The sequence below is a fragment of the Cellulomonas sp. genome (assembly GCF_017744555.1).
Taxonomy (GTDB): domain Bacteria; phylum Actinomycetota; class Actinomycetes; order Actinomycetales; family Cellulomonadaceae; genus Cellulomonas.
Map to the genome: position 1 here is coordinate 155,552 of NZ_JAGIBD010000002.1, position 25,944 is coordinate 181,495.

Annotated in this window: 20 protein-coding genes; 7 read left to right on the top strand and 13 right to left on the bottom strand. The window is 73.6% G+C overall.

All coding sequences use genetic code 11. From position 1 onward, the window contains the following. Nucleotides 1–9: 9 nt before the first annotated feature. The gene (locus J7523_RS02970; protein ID WP_203758243.1) at nt 10–459 is read right to left on the bottom strand and encodes a roadblock/LC7 domain-containing protein; all 450 of its coding nucleotides are present in this window, start codon (nt 457–459) and stop codon (nt 10–12) included. A gap of 85 nt (nt 460–544) precedes the next feature. Then, entirely contained in the window at nt 545–5,182 is a 4,638-nt protein-coding gene (locus tag J7523_RS02975; protein ID WP_291882043.1) for an ATP-binding protein, read from the bottom strand. A gap of 213 nt (nt 5,183–5,395) precedes the next feature. On the opposite strand from J7523_RS02975, the gene J7523_RS02980 reads away from it, so the two are divergent. Next, nucleotides 5,396–6,379, top strand: a complete 984-nt coding sequence (locus J7523_RS02980) for an NAD(P)H-quinone oxidoreductase (protein ID WP_291882046.1) — start codon at nt 5,396–5,398, stop codon at nt 6,377–6,379. Between the two features lie 7 nt (nt 6,380–6,386). Here J7523_RS02980 and J7523_RS02985 read toward each other — a convergent pair whose 3' ends face one another. After that, nucleotides 6,387–7,619, bottom strand: coding sequence for an AGE family epimerase/isomerase (locus J7523_RS02985; protein ID WP_291882048.1), 1,233 nt, complete (start codon nt 7,617–7,619; stop codon nt 6,387–6,389). A 121-nt stretch (nt 7,620–7,740) separates the two neighbouring features. On the opposite strand from J7523_RS02985, the gene J7523_RS02990 reads away from it, so the two are divergent. After that, nucleotides 7,741–8,253, top strand: a complete 513-nt coding sequence (locus tag J7523_RS02990; protein WP_291882308.1) for a bacterial proteasome activator family protein — start codon at nt 7,741–7,743, stop codon at nt 8,251–8,253. 4 nt (nt 8,254–8,257) lie between these two features. Here the strand turns inward: J7523_RS02990 and J7523_RS02995 are convergent, their stop codons facing one another. Both J7523_RS02995 and J7523_RS03000 read right to left on the bottom strand, forming a co-directional pair. Next, nucleotides 8,258–9,109 carry an EamA family transporter gene (locus tag J7523_RS02995; protein ID WP_291882050.1) on the bottom strand — a complete coding sequence of 284 codons (852 nt, stop codon included), beginning with the start codon at nt 9,107–9,109 and terminating at the stop codon, nt 8,258–8,260. A gap of 41 nt (nt 9,110–9,150) precedes the next feature. Next, nucleotides 9,151–10,008 carry an SDR family oxidoreductase gene (locus J7523_RS03000; protein ID WP_291882053.1) on the bottom strand — a complete coding sequence of 286 codons (858 nt, stop codon included), beginning with the start codon at nt 10,006–10,008 and terminating at the stop codon, nt 9,151–9,153. A gap of 144 nt (nt 10,009–10,152) precedes the next feature. Here J7523_RS03000 and J7523_RS03005 point away from each other — a divergent pair, with 144 nt between their 5' ends. After that, complete coding sequence (locus J7523_RS03005) at nt 10,153–10,530, top strand: helix-turn-helix domain-containing protein (protein ID WP_291882055.1); 378 nt, start codon at nt 10,153–10,155, stop codon at nt 10,528–10,530. Nucleotides 10,531–10,611: 81 nt separating this feature from the next. Here J7523_RS03005 and J7523_RS03010 read toward each other — a convergent pair whose 3' ends face one another. The 5 genes from J7523_RS03010 to serS form a co-directional block, all read right to left on the bottom strand. Further along, nucleotides 10,612–11,553, bottom strand: a complete 942-nt coding sequence (locus J7523_RS03010) for a carbohydrate ABC transporter permease (RefSeq protein ID WP_291882057.1) — start codon at nt 11,551–11,553, stop codon at nt 10,612–10,614. Further along, entirely contained in the window at nt 11,550–12,539 is a 990-nt protein-coding gene (locus J7523_RS03015; RefSeq protein ID WP_291882059.1) for a sugar ABC transporter permease, read from the bottom strand. The genes J7523_RS03010 and J7523_RS03015 overlap by 4 nt, the downstream gene beginning before the upstream one ends. Nucleotides 12,540–12,688: 149 nt before the next feature. Further along, complete coding sequence (locus tag J7523_RS03020; RefSeq protein ID WP_291882062.1) at nt 12,689–14,062, bottom strand: ABC transporter substrate-binding protein; 1,374 nt, start codon at nt 14,060–14,062, stop codon at nt 12,689–12,691. A gap of 206 nt (nt 14,063–14,268) precedes the next feature. Further along, a complete protein-coding gene (locus tag J7523_RS03025) occupies nt 14,269–15,066 on the bottom strand; it encodes an HAD family hydrolase (RefSeq protein WP_291882064.1) in 798 nt (265 codons plus the stop codon). After that, on the bottom strand, nt 15,063–16,340 hold the full coding sequence (gene serS, locus J7523_RS03030) for a serine--tRNA ligase (RefSeq protein ID WP_291882066.1): 1,278 nt from the start codon (nt 16,338–16,340) through the stop codon (nt 15,063–15,065). Before serS ends, J7523_RS03025 begins: the two co-directional genes overlap by 4 nt. Before the next feature lie 110 nt (nt 16,341–16,450). Here serS and J7523_RS03035 point away from each other — a divergent pair, with 110 nt between their 5' ends. Then, entirely contained in the window at nt 16,451–17,608 is a 1,158-nt protein-coding gene (locus J7523_RS03035; RefSeq protein WP_291882068.1) for a diacylglycerol kinase family protein, read from the top strand. Nucleotides 17,609–17,741: 133 nt separating this feature from the next. Then, on the top strand, nt 17,742–18,443 hold the full coding sequence (locus tag J7523_RS03040; protein ID WP_291882071.1) for a GntR family transcriptional regulator: 702 nt from the start codon (nt 17,742–17,744) through the stop codon (nt 18,441–18,443). A 30-nt stretch (nt 18,444–18,473) separates the two neighbouring features. Here J7523_RS03040 and pheA read toward each other — a convergent pair whose 3' ends face one another. After that, on the bottom strand, nt 18,474–19,433 hold the full coding sequence (gene pheA / locus J7523_RS03045) for a prephenate dehydratase (protein WP_291882073.1): 960 nt from the start codon (nt 19,431–19,433) through the stop codon (nt 18,474–18,476). A gap of 135 nt (nt 19,434–19,568) precedes the next feature. On the opposite strand from pheA, the gene J7523_RS03050 reads away from it, so the two are divergent. Further along, nucleotides 19,569–22,070, top strand: a complete 2,502-nt coding sequence (locus tag J7523_RS03050; RefSeq protein ID WP_291882075.1) for a hypothetical protein — start codon at nt 19,569–19,571, stop codon at nt 22,068–22,070. 153 nt (nt 22,071–22,223) lie between these two features. On the opposite strand, the gene J7523_RS03055 is transcribed toward J7523_RS03050, so the two are convergent. Further along, nucleotides 22,224–23,000, bottom strand: coding sequence for a glycosyltransferase family 2 protein (locus J7523_RS03055; RefSeq protein ID WP_291882310.1), 777 nt, complete (start codon nt 22,998–23,000; stop codon nt 22,224–22,226). A gap of 233 nt (nt 23,001–23,233) precedes the next feature. Then, entirely contained in the window at nt 23,234–24,058 is an 825-nt protein-coding gene (locus tag J7523_RS03060) for a DUF5926 family protein (protein WP_291882078.1), read from the bottom strand. Nucleotides 24,059–24,160: 102 nt separating this feature from the next. Between J7523_RS03060 and pgm the strand changes: the two genes are divergently transcribed. Beyond that, nucleotides 24,161–25,834, top strand: a complete 1,674-nt coding sequence (pgm, locus tag J7523_RS03065; protein WP_291882081.1) for a phosphoglucomutase (alpha-D-glucose-1,6-bisphosphate-dependent) — start codon at nt 24,161–24,163, stop codon at nt 25,832–25,834. The last annotated feature ends 110 nt before the right edge of the window (nt 25,835–25,944 follow it).

The following is a 25,944-nucleotide window of genomic DNA, read 5'->3' on the forward strand; positions in this document are numbered from 1 at the left end:
CTCCTGGCCTCAGGCCACCGGCGCGCGCGTGGCGCCGTCGACGGGGAGCTGGCCGCGCATCTCGGAGATGAGCTGGGGCGTCAGGGTCGCCTCGGTCCGCGAGACGAGCATCGCCATCTCGTAGCCGATGAGCCCGACGTCGCAGCTCGACTCCGCCACCACGGCGAGGACGGAGCCGTTCGAGACGCTCATCAGGAAGAGGAACAGCTGGTCCATCTCGATGATCGCCTGACGCACCTCCCCCGCACGCAGCTGGCGCGACGCGCCACGGGTCAGGCTCGACATACCCGAGACGATGGCCGCGAGCTGGTCGCCGCTGGTGCGGTCGAGCTGCTCCGACATCGCCATGAGAAGACCGTCGGCCGACACCACGAGCGTGTGGCGAGTGCCGGGCACGGTCCGGACGAAGTTGTCCAGGAGCCAGCCGAAGTTGGCTGCCTCGGTGCTGAGCGCGGTCACACTTCCTCCTTGCTGGTGCAGTCGACGACTGCGGGGTTGCGCGTCACCGAGGCGGCGACGACGTGGGTGGGTGCGGTCGGAGTCATCAGGCAGGGCCGTTCTGCTGGGTGGAGGCGTCACCGGAGGCGCGGCGGCCGCGGGACGTCCCGGACTGGAAGCTCGACAGACGCGAGCGGAGCTCGTCCGCGTCACGCTGCACGGGCTTGCCCTCGTCGGCCTGCGCGGGCGTCGTCGGGACGGCCGACGGCACACGCCGGGTGAGCTGCTCGCCCGAGCCACCGACCGCGCTCGGCCGGTAGGCCGAGAGCTGGCTCAGCTCCGACAGCGCCTGCTCCTGGATGTCGGAACGCAGTGCGAGCATGGCCGCGACCTCGTCGTCCAGGGTCCCGATCCGCGGTGCGACGGACGGCGGGACGTTCGGGTGGGGCACCGTCGACACGGGAGCACCGGCGGCCGGCGGGCGCGCGGCCCACTCCGGCGGCGACCACGAGCCGGCGGACCGCTGCTCCAGAGGGGCGGGGGCGGCGGGAACCGGGGCCGGCGTGCTCGCGACCGGCGCGGCGGGCGCCGACCACGACGGAGCCGACCAGCTCGGCGCCGACTGCTCGGCGACCGGGGCGGGCTGCTCCGCCGACCACGCGGACGTGCGGGGCGGGGACACCGGCTCTGCAGCGGCCTGCGCGACGGACGGCGTGCCCGCCGAGGCGGTGTCGTCACCCTTGCGCTTGCCGAACAGGCCGCCCCAGCGACGCTTCGGGCGGGACTCGTCGTCACCCTGGACCAGCTCCGAGAACGCCTGCTCGGGAGCCGGCGCGGCGGCCCACGGCTGCTGCACCGGAGCCGGAGCTGCCGGGACGACGGGCGCGGGAGCCGGAGCCTGGGCGAACGGCGCCGGAGCAGGAGCCGTTGCCGGAGCGAACGGTGCCGGTGCGGGCGCCTGGGCGAACGGAGCGGGAGCCTGCGCGTACGGCGCCGGGGGCGGCGCGAACGGCGCGGGAGCGGGCGCGAACGGGGCCGGGGCCTGGGCGAACCCGGCCGGCGCGTACGGCTCCGGTGCGGGCGCGTACTGCTCCGGGGCCTGCGCGTACGGCGCCGGGGCGTACGGCGCCTCGACGGGCGCGTGCTCCTCGACGACCTCGGCGACGGGCTGCGGGTCGGGCTCGAGCGTCGGCCACGCCTCGGCGACCGGCGCGTCCCAGGTCTCGGGCTCGAGCTCGGGGATCACCGGCGCGATGGTCGCGGTCTCGTCCGTACGGGCGTTGGTCGCCTCGACGGCCTCGTCCGCGGGCGCCTGCCACGTCGGCGGCTGCCACGCGGGTGCCTCCCACGCGGGTGTCGGCCACGCGTCCCCGGCCGGCTCCTGGACGTCGGCCGTCGCTGCCGGGGCCTCCGGGACGATCGGCATGGCGCCGGTGTGCCAGGCGCGCGCCTCGTCGAGCGTCCGCTCGAACGGGGCCTGCGGTGCTGCGCTCTGCTGCGCCTGCGCGGCACGGGCGGCAGCGCCGGCCCAGCCCGAGTAGCCGCTGTACGACGTGAACGCGGCGGGCGCGTCGGCCACCGGGGCGTCGGCGGCGACCGAGCGGCGCGTCGGGAGCACCGGCGCCACCTCGGCGGCGGGCTCGACGACGGGCTCGGCGACCTGCTCGGCCGCAGCCTCGTGCAGCACGGTGTCGAACATCGGCGAGTCGTCGAGCGGCGACACGCGGGACGGCAGCTCGGCCACGGCGGGCTCGTCGACCGGCTCGGCGGCCTGCGGGGCCCACGGCTCGTCGGCGGGCTCGGCGGCGGCCTGCGGGGCCCAGGCGGGCTCCTCGGGCTGTGCCGGGGCGGCCCAGTCCTCGACCGGGGCCCACGGCTCGTCGGCGACAGCAGCGGCAGCCGTGGCCACCTCGTGCTGCTCGGGCGCGGTCGGGGTCCACGCGGGCTCGTCGACCTCGGCGGCGGGCGTCGGAGCCCACGGCTCGGTCGTCTCGGCGGCCTGCGGGGCCCACGCCTCGGCCACCTCGGCGGCGGGCGTCGGGGCCCATGCCTCGTCCACGTCGGCCGCGGGCGTCGGAGCCCACGGCTCGGTCGTCTCGGCGGCCTGCGCCGGAGCCCACGCGTCGGCGTCGGCCTCGGTCTCGGCCGGCGCCTGCTCGGCGACCGCGGGGGTCTCCTCGACGACGTCCGTCGGCTGCTCGGGCTGCCAGGCCGGCTCGTCGTCCTCCACGAGGGACGGCACGACGATCGGCTCCGGGGTCGCCGCGTGAGCGCCCAGGCTCATCCACGGCGCACGCACGGCGTCGGGGGCGGAGGCCGGACGGTCGTCCTCGGGCGCCAGGCCCGGGATGGGCGTGCCGGCGGCGGGGGTGCCGGGGACCAGGTCACCGCGACCGCGGAAGCCCGAGAACAGGCCGGCACGTGCGGCCGGCGCCGGAGCGCTGGCGGCCGGGGTCTCCTCGGCGGGGGTCGCCCACGCGGCCGTCGCGGCACGGGTGCGGCTCGGCAGGCCACCGGCGCTCTTGAGCGGCTCGGCCGCGATCGTCGGAGGCTTCCACTCGGTGGACTCGGTCGTGAGGTCCGCCGAGATGTTCCCGGACGGGGCCTCGGGCAGGACGATCTTGTCGAGGTCGAACGTCTTGCTCGGGCGCGCGGGGAGCTCGCTGCGGCCCAGCACCGGGGCGACGCCCGGGATGCCGTCGGCGTTCGTGTCGGTCTCGCCGGCGTCGTCACCGCGGCGGCGACGCGGCAGACCGAGCGCGGTCGAGCCGTCGGTCAGCGCGGCGAGGTTGACCTCCTCGACGACAGGCGGCGTGAACGCGTCGGCGGCGATGCTGGGAGCCGACGACGCGGCCGGCATCGGGGTGCCGTACAGCGACTGCTCGTTGGCGGCGAACAGCGACGCGGGGAACCGGACGATCGTCTCGGTGCCGGTGCCGCGCGGGCTCTTGCCGAGGTACACGTCGGCGCCGAGGCGCTGGGCCAGCCGGCCGACCACGAAGAGGCCGAGGCGCTGGGCGCCGAGCGCGTCGCTCGCACCCGTCGACTTGATCCGCGCGTTCGCGGTCTCGAGCTCCTGGTCGCTCATGCCGAGGCCCTGGTCGAGCACGCGGACCACGACGAACTGGCCGACGACACCGGTGGTGACGATGACAGGCGTCTCGGGCTCGGAGAAGACCGTGGCGTTCTCGAGGAGCTCGGCGAGCATGTGGGCGGCGCCGAGGGCGTTGAAGCCGAGCATGGCCGGGTCGACCTGCAGGTCGAGCTCGACGCGGTCGTACTGCTCGATCTCGGACGAGGCGGTACGGATGACGTCCGACAGCGGCATCGCGTCGCGCAGACGACGACCCGAGTCGATGCCGGCGAGCACGAGGAGCGACTCGGCGTTCCGGCGCATCCGGGTGGCGAGGTGGTCGAGGCGGAACAGGTTCGCCAGGGTCGACGGGTCCTCCTCCGCACGCTCGAGCGAGTCGATGAACGACAGCTGGCGGTTGAGGAGCACCTGGTCGCGGCGGGCGACGTTGACGAACATCTCCGCGATCGACCCACGCAGGGCGGCCTGCTCCTGGGCGACCTGGACGGTCGTGGCGTTCACGGAGTTGAAGGCCTGGGCGAGCTCGCCGACCTCGTCACGGGTGGTGACGGGGATGGGCTCGAGCGTGATCTCCGGACCCTCACCGGGGACGGCCACCTGCTCGACGAGCTTCGGCAGCTGCTCGCGGACGTTCGCGGCGGCAGCGGTGAGGCGGCGGAGCGGCGTGACGATCCCGCGGGCGATGACGACGGCGAAGAACAGCGACGCGACACCGGCGGCGATGGCCAGGCCGATCGTCAGGAACGCGCGGTTCTGGGCGTCGTCGGCGGCCTTCGTGGCGATGCCGTGGGCCGTCTCGAGGATCTTGTCGTTGACCGAGGACAGCGACAGGAGCTGGTCCTGGATGTCCTTGGCGTACGCCTGCATGTCGACGGACTGGAAGGCGTTCGCGTTGCCCTGCGACAGGTCCGACCGGATGTTCGTGAAGTTGTACGACGGGTCGTCCGGGTTGAGCTCGAGGCCCGCGATCCCGAGGCCCTCGACGGCGTCGCGCGCGCGGTGGCGGGACAGCTCGTTGGCGGCGGTCTCGTTGGCGTAGGCCAGCGCGGCGGTCTGCAGCGACACGCGGGTCTTGATGAGGGCGATGGCGTCGATGAGCTCGCTGACGAGGCCGTCGCTCGTGGTGGCGACCTCGCGGTAGGCGGTCACGTACCGGGCCAGGTCACGGTTGGGCAGCGCGTTGGCGACCGACTCCATCAGGGCGATCTGGCCCGTGATGATCGTGTTGTAGTACCGCGCGATCTCCTCGCGGTGACCGTTGATGTCCACGAGGTGACGCGCCGACGGCAGCATCTCGTTGTGCGCGAACTGGACGTCCTTGAACTGCGAGACGACGTTCGCCGGGAACGCGTCGAGGTCGAGGGCCCGGGTCAGCGGGAAGACGTCGCGCAGCGCGTCGTCCGAGGCGATGCGTGCGGCGTTGATCTGCTCCGGCGTGCCGCCGTTGAGGGAGAGCATGCGCTCGGCCTCGATGGCGCCCGACAGCGGGGCGTACGCCTGCAGTGCGGCCATGACGCCCTCGGCGGCACGGACCTGCTTGGCCTCGCGCAGCGCGTCGACCGAGATGTAGGCACCGGCGCCGAACAGGACGAGCATGGGCACGGCGAGGACAGCCATCACCTTGGCGCGGATGCCAAGCCGTCGCAGCATGTCGATCCTTTCGTTCACCCGACTCGGGCGTCACCATCGGGGCCGTGCCGAACTGTCGTGCCGTCGCCATATGACGACTTCCGTTCGCCTCATCGGCTCCTGGACAGCGGACCATTAGCCCGCGGCAGAGTTTGCCACGGACCTCACCCGCTGGGATACGGGCAGGCCGCACCAGTCGCGGCTACGCTCGACCATCCGGCTAGTGTGCCGGTTGTGCGCGCCGTCGTGGTCCAGAGTCCGGGCGATCCGGACGTCCTGAGCGTGGCGGACGTCCCCGAGCCCGATCTCGGGGCGACCGAGCTGCTCGTCGACGTGGCCGGCGCGGGCGTCAACCGCGCCGACCTGCTGCAGCGCGCGGGTCACTACGACGCGCCGGAGGGATCACCCGTCTGGCCCGGTCTCGAGGTCGCCGGCACGGTCGCCGCGGTGGGTGCGGACGTCCCGGCCGCCGCCGGCTGGCAGGTCGGTGACCGCGTCGCGGCGCTGCTCGCGGGCGGCGGGTACGCCGAGCGGGTCGCCGTCCCGGCGGGTCTCGTGCTGCGCGTGCCCGACGCGTTGCCTCTGGTGGATGCGGCCGCCCTGCCCGAGGCGCTCGCGACGGTGTGGTCGAACCTGCGGGCCGCCCGGCTGGAGCCTGGTCAGACGTTGCTGGTGCAGGGCGGGTCCGGCGGCGTCGGCACGGCGGCCGTGCAGCTCGCGGCCGCGCTCGGCGCGCGGGTGCTCGCGACCGCGGGTGGCCCCGAGCGCGCCGCCCGAGTGCGTGAGCTCGGCGCGGACGTCGTCGTCGACCACCGCGCCGGGGACGTCGTCGCGCAGGTGCGTGCCGCGACGGACGGTCGCGGGGTCGACGTGATCCTCGACGTGCTGGGCGCCGGCGGGCTCGCGGACAACCTCGCGATGCTCGCGGACGGCGGGCGGCTCGTCGTGATCGGGATGCAGCGCGGCCGGCGCGGCGAGCTCGACCTCGGCACGCTCCTGTCCAAGCGGGCCAGCATCGTCGGCACGATGCTGCGCAGCCGCCCGCTCGACCAGAAGGTCGCGATCATGGACGGCGTGCGCCGGCACGTCTGGCCGCTCGTGGCCTCCGGCGAGGTGCGGCCCGTGGTGCACGCGCGGCTGCCGTTCGACCGGGCCGCCGACGCGCACCGGCTGCTCGAGTCCGGCGAGGCGTTCGGGAAGGTCGTGCTCGTCCCCTGACTCGACCTCAGTCGAGCAGACCCACCGCGAGCGCCGGCACGATGACCGGCGTCAGCGGCAGCCGCGGGATCAGCGTGGCCTGCACCGCGTGGTAGAGGTCGGCCTTGCCGGCCCACACCGTGCGGGACACCGTGTTGTCGGTGCCGAGCTCGTGCCACCACGAGCCGCCCTCGCGATCCAGGACGTACGAGCCGATGTACTCCCACCACTGCGCGTACCGCTCGTCGAACCGCGGCTCGCCCGTCGCTGCGTGCAGCGCGGCGGCGGCGGCGACGGCCTCCGCGGCGACCCAGTGCATGCGCTCGCGCACGACGGGCTCGCCGGACCAGTTCACCGTGTAGACGAACCCGTCCGCGCCGTCGACCGCCCAGCCCTCGCGGACGCCTGCGTCGAACAGCGCGACGGCGTCCTCGAGCATCCACGCGGGTGCGACGTCGCCGTGCGCGGTGACCGCGGCGCGCGCGTGCAGCGTCAGACGGGCCCACTCGAACCAGTGCCCGATGGTCGCGCCGTAGGGACGGAAGGGGTGCGCCGGCTCGTCGACGTTGTACTCGAGGTCCGGTGTCCACCGCTCGTCGAAGTGCTCGGGGATCCGCCAGTCGTTGCCGCGGGCGAGCCCGTGGACCACGCGCTCGACGATGCGCAGCGCCCGGTCGAGCCACACGCGGTCGCCCGTGACGTCCGCGGCCGCGAGGTACGCCTCGACGGTGTGCATGTTGGCGTTGACGCCGCGATAGGTGTCGAGCGTGCCGAACGACCGGTCCCACTGCTCGACGGCCATGCCGGCCTCGTCGTCCCAGAACCGCTGCTCCTGCACGGCGAGCGCCTCGTCGAGCAGCGCGCGCGCCCCCGCGCGGCCCGCGGCGGTCGCGCTCGACGCCGCGAGCACGACGAACGCGTGCGGGTAGGCGGCCTTGTCCGTGTCGCGCGGGGTGCCGTCGCGCTCGACCTCCGCGAACCAGCCGCCGTGCTCGTCGTCGTGGAACACGCCCGTGATCGCGGCGAGCCCGTGGTCGACCAGCGCGGCGGAGCCCGGGCGGCCCAGCAGGTGGCCGATCGCGTAGACGTGCGTCATGCGGCACGCGATCCACAGCTCGAGCGGCCCGTCGGTGGGCCGTCCGGCGTCGTCCTGGCGGGCGAAGCCGCCGGTGGGCAACGCGGACGCCCGGCCGAAGTCGAGCAGGCGGTCCGTCTCGGCCTCGAGCCAGCGCGCGTGGGCAGGTGTGGTCAGCCAGGCCATCCGCCCACCCTAGCGACGCGCCACGAACCCGCGACGCACGGCTGCGGGGCCGGGTCGATCCAGGCAGAATGCCCGGGTGGACGACGCGCGGACGACGACGAACCAGGACGAGCCCGAGGTCGTGGTGGTCGACCCGCCGCGCGACGAGGACGGCGAGCGCCGCCCCGAGGACATCGGCGGCATGGTCGGCGAGCCCGCCAAGGTCATGCGGATCGGCACGATGATCAAGCAGCTGCTCGACGAGGTCCGCAGCGCGCCGCTCGACGACGCCGCGCGCGCCCGGCTCGCCGAGGTGCACGAGCGCTCGCTGCACGAGCTCGAGGACGGCCTGTCCCCCGAGCTGGTCGCCGAGCTGCACCGGATCACGCTGCCGTTCGTCGACGACGAGACGCCGCCGTCCGACGCCGAGCTGCGCATCGCGCAGGCGCAGCTCGTCGGTTGGCTCGAGGGGCTGTTCCACGGCATCCAGACGGCGCTCGTGGCGCAGCAGATGGCGACGCAGGCGCAGCTGTCGGGGATGCGCCGCCAGCTCCCGCCCGGGCACCGGCCGCCGGGCGCGGCACCGGGGATCGTCCTGCCGGGCGAGGGGCCCGCGGGGGACGCTGGCGAGCGTGGGACGGGGCAGTACCTCTAGTCCCTCAGGCGGGCGGTGGCTCCTCGTCGGCGCGAGCGGTCAGCGCGATCGCGCCGGACACCAGCAGCAGCCCGACGACCTCCCACCCGTGCGGCACCTGCCGCAGGGTCACGGCCCCGACGAGCGTGGCGGTCGCGGGCAGCAGCGCCAGCAGCACCGCGAACGTCGCGGGTCGCAGCCGACGCAGCACGACCTGGTCGATCGCGTAGGGGATCACCGACGAGAACACGGCGACGCCGAGCACGAGCGCCGCGAGCCGCGCGTCGGTGAGCACCCGGCCGGCGGCCCCCGCAAGGAACGGCCCGAGCAGCAGCGCACCCGCGGCCATGGCGATCGAGAGGCCGGCGACACCGCTGCTCGCCGCGGTCGCGACCCGCCGACCGAGCAGGATGTACCCCGCCCAGCACGCGGCGGCCGCACCGACGGCGACCAGGCCGACGACGGCGTCGGGCGTTCCCTCGAGCGTCACGCCCGCGAGCAGCACGACGCCGGCGGCGGCCACCGCGATCGCGACCCGGTCGCGCCAGCCCTTGCCCGTGATCGCCGCGACGGCGACGGGTCCGGTGAACTCGAGCGCGACCGCCGTGCCGAGCGGCAGGTGGTCGATCGCGACGTAGAACGACGCGTTCATCAGACCGAGGACCAGGCCGAACGCGACCGTGACGAGCAGCGCCCGCCGGCTCCACAGCGCCCGGTCGCGCCACGGGCGGCCCCACAGCACCAGCACGACGGCCGCGACGGCGAGCCGCAGCCACGCGACGGTGGCCGGCGGGAGCTCGTCGAACAGCCCGACCGCGAGCGCAGCCCCGACGTACAGCGTGACGCCCGAGACGACGAACAGCAGGGGCGCAGGCACGTCGTCAGGCTAGGCGACGCGCGATCCGCGGCCGGCGGGCGTCAGGCCAGGGCGGACCGGAGGGCGTCGACCAACGGTGTCGTCGGGCGGCCGATGAGGGTGCGGAGGTCGGCGGTGGCGTCGGCGAGGTCGCCACGGCGGGTGCCCTCGTCGAGCGCGACGACGAACCCGGCGGTGCCGGCGTCGAGCCCGGCGCCCACGAGGATCTCGCGGTACTCGTCGTCGGAGACGTTCTGCACGGTCACCGGCGTGCCGAGCACCTCGGACGCGGCGGCGGCGAGCTCGTCGAACGTCCACGCGACGTCGCCGCTCAGCTCGTACACCCGCCCGTCGTGGTCACCGCCGCGCAGCACGGCGGCGGCACCCGCGGCGTAGTCGGTGCGCGGTGCGCTCGCGACGCGGCCCTCGCCGGCGCTGGTGACGATCGTGCCGGTGGCGCGCGCCTGCTCGACGGACGGGACGTAGTTCTCCGTGTACCAGTTGTTGCGGAGGATGGTCCAGGCGAGGCCCGACGCGCGCAGGAGCTCCTCGGTCGCCTTGTGGTCGGGCGCCAGCACGAGCTCGGTGGTGTCGGCGTGGGGGGCGCTCGTGTAGACGACGCGGCGGACCCCGGCGGCGCGGGCGGAGTCGATGACCTGGCGGTGCTGGTCGACGCGCCGGCCGACCTCGCTGCCGGAGACGAGCAGCACGGAGTCGGCGCCGGCGAAGGCGGCCTCGAGCGCGGGCCCGTCGGCGTAGTCGGCGGCGACGGCGCGCACGCCGCGCGACGTGAGCTCCGCGAGCCGGTCGGCGTTCCGCCCGACGGCGGTGACCTGGTCGGCGGGCAGGCCGCCTGCGAGCAGGTGCTCGACGACGAGACGGCCGAGGTGGCCCGTGGCTCCGGTGACGACGACGGACATGAGCGGTTCCTCCAGGGGTGCGGGTCCGGGCCTGCACGGCCCGGGCGGGCAGTGCGGTCCGGCGTGCGGTGTCGTCCGTGCCAACCGTCGTGCGGTCCGCCACCTTCCCGGCTGCGGGTACCCACTTCGTCGTAAGGTACGGACGTGACGGTAAGCAACGAGGTCAGCCCGCTGCAGCGGCTCCTGACCGACGGGATCCTGCCCGCGGCGTGCCCCACGCGCATCGTCCTGGACCACGTGACGAGCCGCTGGGGCGTGCTGCTGCTCGTCGCGCTGTCCGAGCGGACGCTGCGCTGGGGCGAGCTGCGGCGGCTCGTCGAGGGCATCAGCGAGAAGATGCTCGCGCAGACGCTGCGGACGCTCGAGTCCGACGGCCTCGTGCACCGCGAGGTGACCGCGAGCATCCCGCCGCGCGTCGACTACTCGCTCACCGAGCGCGGCACCGAGCTCGTCGCGCGGCTGCTCCCTCTCATGGAGTGGATCGCGGACAACGCCGACGACATCGTGGGCGCCCGCGCCTGACGACGGGCACCGGCCGGACATGGTGAAGGGTTCGTCACGTCACGCGCGACGAACCCTTCACCATGAGGCCGGGCCGGGCCGTCAGCCCTTGACGGACCCCGCGAGCAGACCGCGGACGAAGAACCGCTGCAGCGCGAGGAACACCACGAGCGGCACCGCGAGCGCGATGAACGCCCCCGCCGACAGCAGCTGCCACGCCGTCCCGCGCGTACCGGACAGCTCCGCGACGCGCACCGTCAGCGGTGCCACGTCCGGGGTGCCGCCGACGAACACGAGCGCGACGAGCAGGTCGTTCCACACCCACAGGAACTGGAAGATCGCGAACGACGCGATCGCCGGGGTGAGCAGCGGCAGGAGCACCTGGAAGAAGATCTTCACGTGCCCGGCGCCGTCGACCCGGGCCGCCTCGACGAGCGACGCCGGGATCTCCTTCATGAAGTTGTGCAGCAGGTAGATGGCCAGCGGCAGCGCGAAGATCGAGTGCGACAGCCACACCACCCAGAACGATCCCGCGAGCCCCCACTGCACGTACTGCGAGAGCAGCGGGATGAGCGTGATCTGGATCGGGACGACCTGCAGCGCGAAGATCGCGACGAACAGGATCCCCCGGCCCTTGAAGTCGACCCACGCGAACGCGTAGGCCGCCAGGAGCGCGAGCGAGATCGGGATGACCACGGCCGGCAGCGTGATGACGATCGAGTTGACGAAGTACGTCGACAGGCTCGTCGAAGAGCCGAACAGGGCCTGCTGGTAGTTGTCGAGCGTCACCTCCCAGTTGAACGGGAGGGTCCACCAGCCGGAGGTGCGGATCTCGGACCGCGGCCGGAACGACGTCACGAACAGCCCGAACGTCGGCACGGTCCACAGGATCGCGATGATGATCGCGAGGCCCGACGCCCACGGGGAGCTGAGCCTGCCCTTCGCGGCGAGGGCTCGCTGCTCGGTGCGGGACAGCTTGCGGGGGGCGGCGCGGACGGGGCCCTCGTCCTCGTCGATGAGGCTCGTCGGCGGGATGACGGTCATCGGATCTCCTCCGCGAGCCTCAGCTGCCGGACGTTGTAGACGACGATCGGGATGACGAGCACGAACAGGATCACCGCGAGCGCGGCACCGATCCCGGCGTTCTGCGCGCGGAACGACTGCGTGTAGAACTCGTACGCGACGACCGACGTGTTGAAGTTGCCGCCCGTCATGGTCCGGACGATGTCGAAGACCTTGAGCGTCGCCATGGCGATGGTCGTGATGACGACGATGAGGGCCGGCCGGATGCTCGGGACGGTGATGAACCGGAACATCCCGATGCCGTGCAGGCCGTCGAGGCGGGCGGCCTCGACGATGTCGTCGGGGATGGCCTTGATCGCCGCGGACAGCACCGTCATCGCGAACCCGGCCTGGATCCACACCATGACCGCGATGAGGAACAGCGTGTTCCACGGCTGGTTGAGCAGGAACTGCTGCGGGGGAAGCCCGAGCCAGACGAGCAGCTGGTTGAGCAGGCCAATCTGCTGGATGTTGCCGATGTCCGGCCGGAACTCGTAGACGAACTTCCAGATGATCGACGCGCCGACGAGCGAGATGGCCATCGGCAGGAAGATCAGCGTCTTCGCGAACGACTCGAACCGGGTGCGATCGATGAGGACGGCGTAGACGAGCCCGATGAACGTCGCGGCGATCGGGACGATGACGACCCACAGCACGGTGTTGCGCAGCACCGTCTGGAACTGGTCGTCGGTGAACGCCTTGACGTAGTTGTCGAAGCCGACGAACGCCGTTCCCTTGGCGTTGTAGAACGACGTCCGGATCGTGCGGATCCCGGGGTACACGAGGCCGAACGCGACGAACAGCAGCGTCGGACCGAGGAACGCCGTGACGATGAGCCACACGGGCGCCCGCTTGATCCGGTCGATGCCGAACAGGATGACGCCCATGACCACCACGAACAGCAGGATCGCGATGATCATGAGCGTGAACTTCTGCCCCGTGGACTCGGGGTGGAGCAACCAGTCCATACCGACCCTTTCCTCGCCGTCGAGGTCAGCGTCCTCCGGAGGGCGTCCCGGAGCCAGCACCCGACGACGGTGTCGAGACGGACGTGGTGGGAGCCGTCATGCGGCGGCCCCCACCACGGTCACGTCAGTGCTCGATCAGAGCTGCCCGATCAGGACGACGGCCAGCTCGCCTCGATGTTGTCGAGCGTCTGCTCGTCGGACTGGTTCTCGCCGATCCAGGCGGTCATCTGCTTCCAGAAGGAGTCGGCACCGACGGCACCGGGCATCTGGTCGGACCCGTCGAACCGGAACGTGTAGCTGTCGTCGGTGAGCAGGTCGAACGACAGCTTGTCGAGCGGGTTCTGCAGCAGGCTCGGGTCGAGGCCGCTGTTGGCGCTGAACCAGCCCTGGCCGGTGACCTTGGCCTTCTCGTTGGCCCACTCGGGGCTCGACAGGAACGCCTGGAACGCGGCGACCTCGGGACGGTCGGAGAACGCCGTCACGAACTCGCCACCGCCGAGCAGCGGCTTGTCGTCCTCGGTCTTGCCCGGCAGGTAGAACGCGTAGACGTCGCCGTCCTCCGCGACCTTGAGGTCCGGGTCCCAGTTGGCCTGGTAGAAGTTCGCCGCACGGTGCAGGTAGCAGGTGCCGTCCGGGATGCCGTTGGCCGCCTCGTTCCACGGGGTGGTGGCGATGGTCTTGACGTCGCCGAGGCCGCCGTTGACGTACTTGTCGTTCTTGAGGATGCCGCCGACGGTCTTCAGGGCGTCGAGGATCTGCGGGTCGTTGAACGGGATCTCGTGGTTGACCCACTGGTCGTAGACCTCGGGGCCGGCCGTGCGGAGCACGACGTCCTCGAGCCAGTCGGTGGCCGGCCAGCCGGTCGCGTCACCGGACTCGATGCCCGCGCACCACGGCTTCGCCTCGGGGTGGTCCGCCGCGATCTTGTCCGTGAGCGTCATGAGGTCGTCCCACGTCTTGGGGATCTCGTAGCCGTTCTCCTCGAACGCGCTCGGCGAGTACCAGACGAACGACTTCACGTTGGCGCCGAGCGGCGTCGCGTACAGCGTGCCGTCGACCGAGCCGTAGTCGATCCACGACTGCGTGTAGTACTCCTTGGCGTTGTCCTGCACGGCCTGCGGGGCCGGGACGACGACGTCCGGGTAGTCCGCGACGATCGACTTCAGGAAGCCGGGCTGCGGGATGTACGCGATGTCCGGGGCGTTGCCGGCCTGCAGGCGGACCGGTAGCTGTGCCTCGAACTCGCGCGAGCCCTCGTACTTGATGGTGGCGCCCGTGCACTGCTCGAACGGCTTGTACGAGTCCGTCTGCTGCTTCGACTCCGGGTCGACGATCGACGTGTACACCGTGACCGTCTTGCCGGACAGGTCGCCGTACTGCTCGTAGGCCGAGCAGTCGGCGCTCGCGGAGGCGCCGGAGCCTCCGCCGTTGTCGTCGCCCCCCGAGCATGCCGTCAGGACCAGGGCGAGGCTGGCGCCCGTCGCTGCGGCTGCCGCGTACCCGCGGCGCTTGCGGCTGTTCATGAGACCTCCACGTCGTCATGCACCGATGTGGCGCGACCTCCCCGGACGCGCCCTCCCCAGCGATGCAAGTCGCCTGGCAGGCGCATTGCAACCTCAAAGACCGGACAACTCGGTCACGATCCGGTCACGTTTGCGGCAGCGCTCGACCGCACCCGCATGATCATGCGGATCTTGCGCAAAACCCTGAAAGGTCAGTAAGCCGCAGGTCAGACCAGCAAGCTCCGGAGGACGGCGACCGCGCCGTCGTCCTCGATCGTGCCGGTGACCTCGTCGGCGGAGTCCCGGACGTGCTGCGTGGCGTGGCCCATCGCCACCCCGCGCGCGGCCCACCGGAGCATCTGGACGTCGTTGCCGCCGTCCCCCACGGCCACGGTCGCGAACGGCTCGACGCCGACCGCCTGCCGGATCTCCTCGAGCGCGCTCGCCTTCGACACCCCGCCCGGGGTCAGGTCGAGCCACGCGCTCCAGCCGACCGCGTACTCGACCTCGTGCAGACCCACACGCTCGACGAGCTCGTGGAACAGGTCGGGGCTCGCACCGGGCGCGCGGATGACGACACGGGTGGCCGGGGTGGCCGCGAGCTCGTCGAACGGGACGACGTCGAGCCGGCCGGACAGCTCGCCGTCCGGGAAGTCGCCCGACACCCGGAACCCCGTGCCGAGCGCCTCGACCGCGAACAGCGCGTCCGGGAGCTCCATCGCGATCGCGCGGATCGCCGGCCCGGCGTCGAACGTCACGACCTTGTGGATCTCGTGCCCGTCGTCGACGTCGGGGTCGAGGCGCACCGTCACGGCGCCGTTGGACGCCACGAGCCAGCCGTCCGTGAGCCCCAGCTCACGCGCGACGGGCACCGCCGAGTGCGCGCTGCGACCCGTCGCGAGGACCACGTGCCGGCCCGAGTCGCGCACCGCGAGCACCGCCTCCCGGACCTCGTCGGACACGATGCCGTCGTACGACATCAGCGTGCCGTCCACGTCCAGGGCGACGAGCTCGCAGCGACTCATGGCTCCAGCACCTCCAGGCCACCCAGGTACGGCCTCAGACCCTCCGGCACCCGCACGGACCCGTCGGCCTGCTGGTGGTTCTCCAGGATGGCCACGATCCACCGGGTCGTCGCGAGCGTCCCGTTGAGCGTCGCGACCGTGCGGACCTGGCCGTCGGCCGTGCGCTCCCGCACGCCCAGGCGGCGGGCCTGGAACGTGGTGCAGTTCGACGTCGACGAGAGCTCGAGCCAGCGTTCCTGGCTCGGCAGCCACGCCTCGCAGTCGAACTTGCGGGCCGCGCTCGACCCCAGGTCGCCGGCGGCGGTGTCGATGACGCGGAAGGGCAGCTCGACGAGCGCGAGCATCTCCTTCTCCCAGCCGAGGATGCGCCGGTGCTCGTCGGCCGCGTCCTCGACCGTCGTGTAGCTGAACGCCTCGACCTTGTGGAACTGGTGCACCCGGATGATCCCGCGGGTGTCCTTGCCGTACGAGCCGGCCTCCCGGCGGTAGCACGCGCTCCACCCGGCGTAGCGCTTCGGGCCCGACGACAGGTCGAGGATCTCGCCGGAGTGGTAGCCCGCGAGGGCGACCTCCGACGTGCCGACGAGGTACAGGTCGTCGGCCGGCAGGTGGTAGACCTCGTCCGCGTGCGCGCCGAGGTAGCCGGTGCCCGCCATGACCTCGGGCTTGACGAGCGTCGGCGTGATGACCGGCGTGAACCCGACCGCGAGCGCCTTGTCGACCGCCGCGTTGAGCAGCGCGAGCTCGAGCCGCGCGCCGATGCCCGTGAGGTAGTAGAACCGCGCCCCCGACACCTTCGCGCCCCGCTCGGTGTCGATGGCGCGCAAGCGCTCCCCGAGCTCCAGGTGGTCGCGGACCGCGAAGTCCGCACCGTACTCGGCGGCGAAGTCGCGCGGCGTGCCGACGTGCTCGAGCACGACGTAGTCGTCCTCGCCGCCTTCGGGGACGCCGTCCTCGACCACGTTGCCGATCCGCCGGGACAGCTCCGTGGCCTTCTGCTCGGCCGCGTCCGCGTCGGCCTGCAGCGCCTTGACCTGCTCGGCGAGGCGCTTGCCGTGCGCGAGCAGGTGCTGCTTCTCCTCGCCCTGCGCGGCCGCGACCTTCTTGCCGTGGGCCTTCTGCTCGGCGCGCAGCATCTCGAACTCGGTGAGCGCGGAGCGGCGGCGGGCGTCGGCGTCGAGCACCTCGTCGACCAGGTGGGGGGAGTCGCCGCGCGCCACCTGGCTCGCCCGGACACGGTCGGGGTCCTCCCGCAGGAGCCGCAGATCGATCACGCGCCGAGCCTACCGACCCGCACCGACCGACCCCTGCCGCATTCCGTCGTACCGGCGCGTACCGGCAGGTGGACGGCGGTCGTCGGCAGGTGGGCCGTAGATTGCCTGGCATGGTCTGGCAGGCGTGGGTCGCGGTCGCGGTGGCCGCGACGGCGCTCGTGCTCGTGCTGATCCTGTGGGTGCGGCAGAACGAGCTGCGCCGGCGCATCACGTCCCCGCGCGCGTGGGCCCACGAGCGCGCGCTGCGGCTGCAGCGCGAGGTGCGGGCCGAGGGGCAGCACGTCGCGTTCGTCGCGAACCCGTCGAAGCCCGACGTGGCCGCGCTGCACCTGTCGATCCTGCGAGCGTGCGAGGAGCTCGGGCTGCCCGAGCCGCTGTGGCTCGAGACCACGGTCGAGGACCCGGGGGTCGGGCAGGCGCGGGCCGCCGTCGACGCCGGCGCGGACGTGGTCGTCGCGATCGGCGGCGACGGGACCGTCCGGGCCGTCGCCGAGGGGCTCGTGGGCACGGGGATCCCCATGGGCCTGATGCCGCTCGGCACGGGCAACCTGCTCGCGCGCAACCTCGACATCCCCCTCAACGACCCGCTCGCCGCGATGCAGATCGCGCTGCAGGGCCGCGACCGCGCCATCGACGTCGGCTGGCTGCGGGTGCTGCGGTGGGAGTCGCAGGTCGACGACGACGTCGCCGAGGCCGCCGAGCCGGACAGCACGCGGCGCGACCCCGACCAGCCGCGCGACCACATCTTTCTCGTCATCGCCGGCCTCGGCTTCGACGCCGCGATGGTCGCCGACGCCGACCCGACGCTCAAGCGACGCGTCGGGTGGATCGCCTACTTCGTCGCCGGCATGCGGCACCTGCACGGCCGGCGCACCCGCGTGCACGTGCGGCTCGACGACCAGCCCATCGCCACCATCCGGCTGCGCAGCCTGCTCATCGGCAACTGCGGGCGGCTCCCCGGCGGCCTCACGCTGCTGCCCGACGCGGTGCTCGACGACGGCTGGCTCGACATCGCCGCGATCGACACCCGCGCCGGGATCGCCGGCTGGGCGCAGCTGCTCGGCGAGGTCGTGCTGCAGGGGGTCGGCGTGCGTAACGACCTGCCCGCGAAGATCGGCCGCATCGACCACACCCGCGCGCAGGAGGTCCGGCTCGTCGTGCAGGGCGGCGAGCACGTCCAGGTGGACGGCGACGTCGTCGGGCGTGTCACCGAGCTGTCCGCGCGCGTCGACCACGGCGCGCTGGTGGTCCGGGTCGCAACGGGGTGAGCGGGGTCGCCCGTTCGTGTATACATGCGTACACACGCCCCACCGGCGTCGTGACACCGCTACCGTGTGAGTCTGCTCGTACCGGCGTCAGACGCGCCGCCGGCCGCCCCCCTCGCGATGCAGGAGTTTTGTCGTGCCCGTCCCCGCCCGGTCCCGCGCCACCGAGTCCACCCGGACGCTGCTGCCCGACCTCGTCTACGACAACCTGCTGACGCTCGTCATCGCGGGCGACCTCGCCCCCGGGGAGCTGCTGCGCGAGGAGGAGATCGCGGCGTGGCTGGACGTCTCCCGCACCCCTGTGCGCGACGCGATCACGCGGCTGCGCGAGCAGGGGCTCGCGGTCGCCCGGCCGAACCGCGGGACCCGGGTCGCCGAGATCGACCTCGAGCGCGCCCGCATGATCTTCGAGACGCTCGCGGCGCTGCACGGCATGGCCGCGCGTCTGGCGCTGCCGAACCTCACGGAGGACGACCTCGCGCACATGCGCGACCTGGTGGCGGGTGGCTCGCCGGTCGACCCCCTCAACGCCGGCCCTGTCGAGGTCCCCGCGGTCCAGCAGATCATCCAGCTCTTCCGCGAACGCAGCGGCAACGACGTGCTCGACGAGGCGATCCGGCGGCTCCAGCCGCACATGACCCGGATCCGCAAGCTCACGTCGGACGTGATCCCCCGCGAGTGGGTCCAGGAGAAGGGCACGGAGCTGCTCGAGGCGATCGACACGGGCTCACCCGATCGCGTGAACCAGCTCGTGCAGTCGTTCTTCCTGGGGTTCAGCGAGAACCTGCTCGTCGAGGCCGCGCAGCACCTCGGCCGGACGGCCCCTCCCCCGCACTGACACGCCGGGGCGCGTGACGCGCGGCCGCCGTCAGGTCGCCCGGCCCTCCCGCACGGCCCGCAGCCACTCGCGCGCGCCGACGAAGTCCGAGTCGGCCGTGCCGACGTGCACGGTCGGCTCGACCGCGTCGGCCCGCGGGTAGGAACCGAGGAACCGCACGTACGGGCAGCGCCGGTGCAGGCCCATGATCGCCTCGCCGACGCGCTCGTCCGTGATGTGCCCCTCGGCGTCGATCGAGAACGAGTAGCGGCCGAGCGCGTCGCCGATGGGCCGCGACTCGATGCGCGACAGGTTGACGCCGCGCGCCGCGAACTGCTCGAGCATCGCGAGCAGCGCACCGGCCTCGTTGTCGGGCAGGTGCACCACGAGGGTCGTCTTGTCGGCGCCCGTCGCGGGCGGCACGTCCCCCGGGTGCCCGACGACCACGAACCGGGTGAGGGCGGCGACGTTGTCGGCGACGTCCTGCGCGAGCACGTCGAGCCCGTACGTCTGCACCGCGGGCGGCGGGACGAGCGCCGCGTCGAAGCCCAGGTCGGCCGGTGCGCCGTCCCGCAGCGCCTGGGCGATGAGCGCGGCGGGTGCGGTGTTCGACGTCGCGGGCACGTGCACGACGCGTGGCAGATGGTGCGCCAGCCACCGGCGGCACTGCACCCACGCGTGCGGGTGGGCCGAGATGCGACGCACGTCCTGCAGGCGTACGCCGGGGGCCGCCGCGAGCGTGAACTGGACGGGGACGAGCACCTCGCGCAGCAGCACGAGCGGCGCGCCCGTCGCGAGGCTGTCGAGCGTCGCCGTGACGCCGCCCTCGACGGTGCTCTCGATCGCGACGACCGCGAAGTCCGCGTCCCCCGAGCGCACCGCGGCGATGGCGGACGCGACGTCCGACTGCGGCAGGTACTCCGCCTCGTCGGGCGACGCGACCTGGCGCAGCGCCGCCTCCGTGAACGTGCCCTCCGGCCCGAGGTACGCGTAGCGCGGCCGTGCCGACATCAGCCCTCCCGTCCCCACCGCCGGCGCACCTCGCCCGCGGCGGCGGGTGCACCACCCGTGCAGGTCACGTGGACGTCCCCCGCTCGGGCGGCAGGCCCGCCGGGGTCGAGGGTAGTGCGCACGTAGGCTGGTTCGGTGCCCACCCCTGCCCGTCCGCGCGCGTCCCGCCGGACCCGCACCCGCGTGCTGCGCGGCCTCGTCGCCGTCGCCGCCGGGCTGCTCGTCGCGCTGACGGTCGGGTCGCCCGCGTCCGCCGCCGCCCCGACGCCGACGCCCACGCCCTCCGACGACGGCGCCGCCCTCCCGCCGATCGTGCTCGTGGGCGTCACCGGGCTGCGCTGGGACGACGTGGCCACGCTCACCACGCCCGCGCTGTGGAACATGTCCCGCGAGGGGTCCGTCGGCGACGTCGCGGCGCGGTCCGTCGCGTCACGGGCCTGCCCCGCCGACGGGTGGCTCGCGGTGTCCTCGGGCACCCGCGCCGCCGACCTGCCCGCCGACGACCGCACGTGCCGCACGCTGCGCGACCCCGGCGAGTCCGGCCTCGTGCCCGGGTGGGACGACTACCTGCAGGCGGCCGACGCCGAGTCGTACGGCGCGCACCTCGGGCTGCTCGGCGACCTGCTCGCCTCGGGGCACGTGCCCGCCACCGGGATCGGCCCGGGCGCCGCGATCGCGCTCGCCGACTCGGGCGGCATCCCGGTCGGCACCCATCTGTCGCGCCCCGAGTCGGCTTCCGGGCTCATGCGTGCCGTGCGCACCGCGCTCACCGAGTCGCAGCTCGTCGTCGTCGACGCGGGCGTGATCCGCGACCCGGGGTACGCCACCCGCCCGCGCACGACGTCCGAGCAGCCGCCCGAGGAGTCCGACCAGGACGTCGTGCCCGGCCTGTCCGACCCCACCGCCCCCGACCTGCCGTCACCCGACGCGATCGTCGAGCCCACCCGGTCGTCGCAGGCGCAGACGCTCGACGAGCGCATCGGGGCGGTCGTCGACGGTGCCCGCGCGTCCGGCGCGACCGTGCTCGTCGTCTCGCTCGCCGACTCGTCACGGCCCGTGCTGCAGCTCGCCGCCGCGACCGGTGTCGCACCCAACGGCGACACCTACTCCGAGTCCTTCCTCACCTCCGGGTCGACCCGGCAGAAGGGCCTGATCGTCACGCCCGACGTCACGCCGACGCTGCTCGACTCCGTCGGCCTCACGGGCGCCGCACCCTCCCTCACCGGCTCCGCGATCCTGCCCGTCGCCGGCCCCGCGACCGCGTCGGCCCGGGTCTCCGCGCTCCTCGACGTCCAGCAGCACGCCTCCTGGATCACGCGCGTCAGCGGCGGGTTCTCCGCGCGGCTCGTGCTGATCCAGGCGGCCCTGTTCGTCGCCGCCGCGATCATCCTCACGCGCAAGGGCCGGTCCGACCGGCGACCCCTGCGGCCCACGCTGCGGGTGCTGCGCGTGGCGTCGCTCGCGCTCGCGGCCGCCCCGATCTCCGCGTTCCTCACCGCCCTGGTGCCGTGGTGGCGGGCAAGCGACCCGCGGCAGGCGTTCTACGCGGTGGTGCTCGGCTGGGTCGCGCTCATCACGGCGCTCGCGCTCGTCGGGCCGTGGCGGCGCAACCTGCTCGGGGCCGCCGGGTTCGTCGCCGGGGTGACCGTCGCCGTCCTCGTCGTCGACGCGTGCACGGGCTCCAACCTGGTCATCGACACCCCGATGGGCGCCCACCGGCTGCTCGCCGCCCGGTTCTACGGCATGAGCAACCAGGCGTTCGCACTGCTCACCGCCGGTGGCCTGCTGCTCGCCGTCGCGATCGCCGACCCGCTGCTGCGCCGCGGCCGCCGTGGGCTCGCCACCGCGGCCGTCGCCGCGCTCGGCCTGCTGCTCGTCGTCGTCGACGGCACCCCCGGGCTCGGCAGCGACTTCGGCGGGCCGCCCGCGCTCATCGTCGCGTTCGCGCTGCTCACGATCGTGGTCAGCGGCCGTCGCGTGAGCTGGCGGACGGTCGCGCTCGTCTGCGGGATCGGTGTGCTCGTGGTCGGCGGGTTCGCCGTGCTCGACTGGCTGCGGCCGCCGGACGACCGCACGCACCTCGGCCGGTTCTTCGCGACCGTGCTCGACGGCGGCCTGTGGGACGTGCTCGGGCGCAAGCTGTCCGCCAACCTGCGCGTCCTCACGTCCTGGCGGTACCTCGTGCTCGCGATCGCGGGCGTGGCCCTCACCTGGATCGTCGTCGCTGGTGCCCGACCGCGGCGCGGCGGCCTCATGGGCGGCGGGAGCCCGCTCGCCGGGCTCGGGCACGCGGTCCCGCTGCTGCGCCCCGCCGTCGCGGCCATCGGCGCCGGGCTCACCGTCGGGTTCCTCATCAACGACTCCGGCATCGTCGTGCCGGCCACCGGGATCGCGCTCGCGGTGCCGTGCCTCGTGGCGGCCGCCGCGCAGTGGCGGCTCGGGTCGCCCGACGGGTGGACCGGCGAGGACGACGACGTGGCGTACACGATCGGCGGGTCGTCAGGCGGCACGGCGGCGACCGGGGCGTCGCCCGGCCCGGAGACCCGCCCGGCGGCGAGCGGCCCGGCGGCGGGCTCGTCGTCCGACGGCCCCACGGGCGACCTCACCTCGCAGGAGACCACCCCGACCCCCACCTGACGGCGCCGACGGACGGAACCCGGCCCGCCGATCCCCTGGACTTGCCGTCGAGTTCGTGGCTTCTCGTCGAGTTCGTGCCCTGCAACCACCGGACTCGACGACAACCACCGGACTCGCGGCGGGCATGCGCGGTCGCGGGCGGGAGTGCCGGCGTCAGCGGTGGGTCGGTGGGGTCTTCGTCGGGGTGACCGCGTGCTTGACGCTCGACGCCGCGGACCGGACCCGGCGGGCGTTCACCGCGAGCTGCACGTCGCGGTACTGGGCGGCCCGGTGCATCTGGCCCTTGAGGTCCGTGCCCGACGGGCGGTGGCGCAGCTCGCACGGCACCTCGACCACCCGGAAGCCCTGCCGGAGCAGGTCGATCGTCATGCCGGTCTCGACCCCCCAGCCGCGCGCGAGCGGCGTGGCCGCCTCGAACGCCTCGCGCGTGAGGCAGCGCATGCCCGACAGCGGCTGCGTGGGCGTCCAGCCCGTCATCGACGCGATGGCCCGACGAGCGGCGCCGACCACGATGCCCCGCCCGCCGGCGCCGGGCTGCGGCGGCAGCAGCGCGATCGACAGGTCCGCGTGCCCCTCGACCACCGGCGGCACCAGCGGGGCCGTGTTCACGGCCGTCTCGCCGAGGTCGCCGTCGATGAACAGCAGGATCCGCGGTGCCCGGTCGGGGGCGTCCCGCATCGCGACGACGGCCGCGCCGGTCTCCATCGCGGCGGCCTTGCCGCGGTTGTGCGAGTGCCGGACGACGACCGCGCCGGCCTCCCGGGCGACGTGCTGCGTGTTGTCCTCGGACCCGTCGTCGACCACCAGCACGAGGTCGACGAACGGGATGGCCCGGGCCGAGCGCACGGTCGCGGCGATCCGCCGGGACTCGTCCTTCGCCGGGATGATCACGGCGACCCGCTGCCGGGCCCGCTGGGCAGCCGCACGCACCTCGTCGGGCTGGTGGGTGGCGTCGGCGGCCGTCTCGCCGTCGGCGGACTTCCCGCTCTTGCGCGTCACGGGCGTCAGCCTATCGATCTGCGCGGAGGATGCCGGACGCAGCACCGCCCGCCCACGGGCTTCACTCGTCCGGGGGCGGACGGGGGTCCCGAGGGCGGGCGGTGCGGGCAGCAGGTCCGGCGCGTCGTCGGCGGTGTCGCGACGTGCGCGGCCGCTCCGACGGGTCAGCGCAGCGTGACCTGCCGGGCGACGAGGCCGGCACGTGCGCGGCGCTCGTTCGCGTCGAGCGGGCTCGTGTCGGCGAGCGCGGCCTCGAACTTGGGCCGGAACGCGGCGACGGGCGCCTCGATGTCCTCGGCCTCCGAGCCCTTCGCGAGCTCCCACACGGGGACGACGAGGCCGCTGGAGCGGAAGTAGCCGACGAACTTGGCGCCTTCGAAGCCGGACTCGCGGCGGGCGTGCAGGCGCGCGAGGGCGTCGAGCACGACCTGCTCGTCGTGCGGCTGCGCCCACCGCAGGAACTCGCGTGCGCCCATGCGGCACCAGTACGCGGAGTCCGCGGCGGCGAGCTTGACCGTGTCGACGATGCCCGAGTCGGCCTCCTCGATGGCGGCCTGCAGGTCCGACGTGCGCTCGGTGTCCGGCGCGAGCCAGTACGCGAACGAGTCGAGCACGGTGACCTCGAACGGGACGCTCAGGTCGAGCACGTCCTGCAGGCGCGGGCCCGGACCGGGCAGGCCTGCCGTCTCGACGGCCGTGCCGGGCTCGACGTCGAGCGCCTCGAGCAGCGCGGCGGCCAGGTCGCGGCTGGTGTCGCCGGAGCTGCCGACGGTCTGCAGCGCGAGCAGGACGACGCCGTCGGCGCGGTGCAGCGCGGGCCACGCGGTCGGCAGGACGGTCGTCACGAGCACGTCGCGCGCGCCGTACTCCTTCGTGGTGCGGGCGGTCGCGGTCGCCGCCGGGACGAGCTCCTTGAGCGCGACCCAGTCGGGCTCACCGGGCAGCCCCTCGAACGGGCGCAGCACGAAGTCGGGCGTGTTCTTGGCCATGCGGGCAAGGCTACCGGGCGCCGGGTGAGCCAGCGCCGGGCCGTCGACGGTGTGACGTAGACCGGGGCTGCGCAGGTCCGGACGGTGGGGGAGGATCGCGACATGGACCCGCGCGCCGGAACACCCGCCCAGCCGTCCGACCTCGTCGACATCGACGCCCTCACGAGTGCGTACTACGACCGCGAGCCCGACCTCGACGACCCGAACCAGAAGGTCGTGTTCGGCACGAGCGGCCACCGTGGCTCGGCGCTCGACTCGGCGTTCAACGAGGCGCACATCGTCGCCATCACGTCGGCCATCGTCGAGTACCGCCGCAGCCAGGGCACCGACGGCCCGCTGTTCATCGGCCGCGACACGCACGGCCTGTCCGAGCCGGCGTGGAAGAGCGCCCTCGAGGTGCTGGCCGCGGCGGGGGTCGAGGTGCACGTCGACGCGCGCGACTCGTGGACGCCGACCCCGGGCGTCTCGCACGCGATCCTGCGGCACAACGGCGCAGGCACGTCCGAGGGCGTCCGGACGCAGGGCCCGGGGCTGGCCGACGGCATCGTCGTGACCCCGTCGCACAACCCGCCGCGCGACGGCGGCTTCAAGTACAACCCGCCGGACGGCGGTCCCGCGGGCTCGCAGGCCACGAACTGGATCGCGGACCGGGCCAACGAGATCCTCGCGTCGGGGTGGCGGGACGTGCCGCGCGTGAGCGTCGAGCAGGCGCTCGCGGCCGACACGACCCGCAAGCACGACTTCCTCACGGCCTACGTCGACGACCTCGCGAACGTCATCGACGTCGAGGCGATCCGGGCGTCCGGCGTGCGGATCGGCGCGGACCCGCTCGGCGGCGCGTCGGTCGAGTACTGGGGCGCGATCGGCGAGCGGTACGGGCTGGACCTCACGGTCGTGAACCCGACGGTGGACCCGCAGTGGGGGTTCATGACGCTCGACTGGGACGGCAAGATCCGGATGGACTGCTCGTCGCCCTACGCGATGGCGTCGCTCGTGGCGCGCATGGGCGCCGACGCGCCGTTCGACATCGCGACCGGCAACGACGCCGACTCCGACCGGCACGGCATCGTCACGCCGGACGGCGGGCTCATGAACCCGAACCACTACATCGCGGTGATGATCTCCTACCTGTACGGCGGGGCCCGCGGCGGCTGGCCGGACGGGACGGCGATCGGCAAGACGCTCGTGTCGTCGAGCCTCATCGACCGGGTCGCGGCCAAGCTCGGGCGCCGGCTGCTCGAGGTGCCCGTCGGGTTCAAGTGGTTCGTGCCCGGGCTCGTCGACGGGTCGGTCGGGTTCGGCGGCGAGGAGTCCGCGGGCGCGTCGTTCCTGCGCAAGGACGGCACCGTGTGGACCACCGACAAGGACGGCATGCTCCCCGCGCTGCTCGCGTCCGAAATCCTCGCCACGACCGGCAAGAGCCCGTCGCAGCACCACCGGGACCTCGTCGCCGAGTTCGGCGAGTCCTGGTACGCCCGCGTCGACGCCCCGGCCTCGCGTGCGGAGAAGGCGACGCTCGCGGCGCTGCACCCCGACCAGGTGACGGCCACGGAGCTGGCCGGCGAGCCGATCACCGCCCGCCTGACCAACGCCCCCGGCAACGACGCGCCGATCGGCGGCCTCAAGGTTACGACCGAGAACGCCTGGTTCGCCGCTCGGCCGTCGGGCACCGAGGACGTCTACAAGATCTACGCGGAGTCGTTCGTGTCCCCCGAGCACCTCGCGCAGGTACAGTCCGAGGCGAAGCAGGTGGTGGCGCAGGCCCTCGGGTCCTGACCCGCACGCTCCACGAGTTCGACGAGGGCCCCGGCCGGCGTTCAGGCCCCGGGGCCTTCGCCGTGCCCGGGCCGGCACGCCGGTGTGCCCCGCCCGACCCCGGGCTCGTC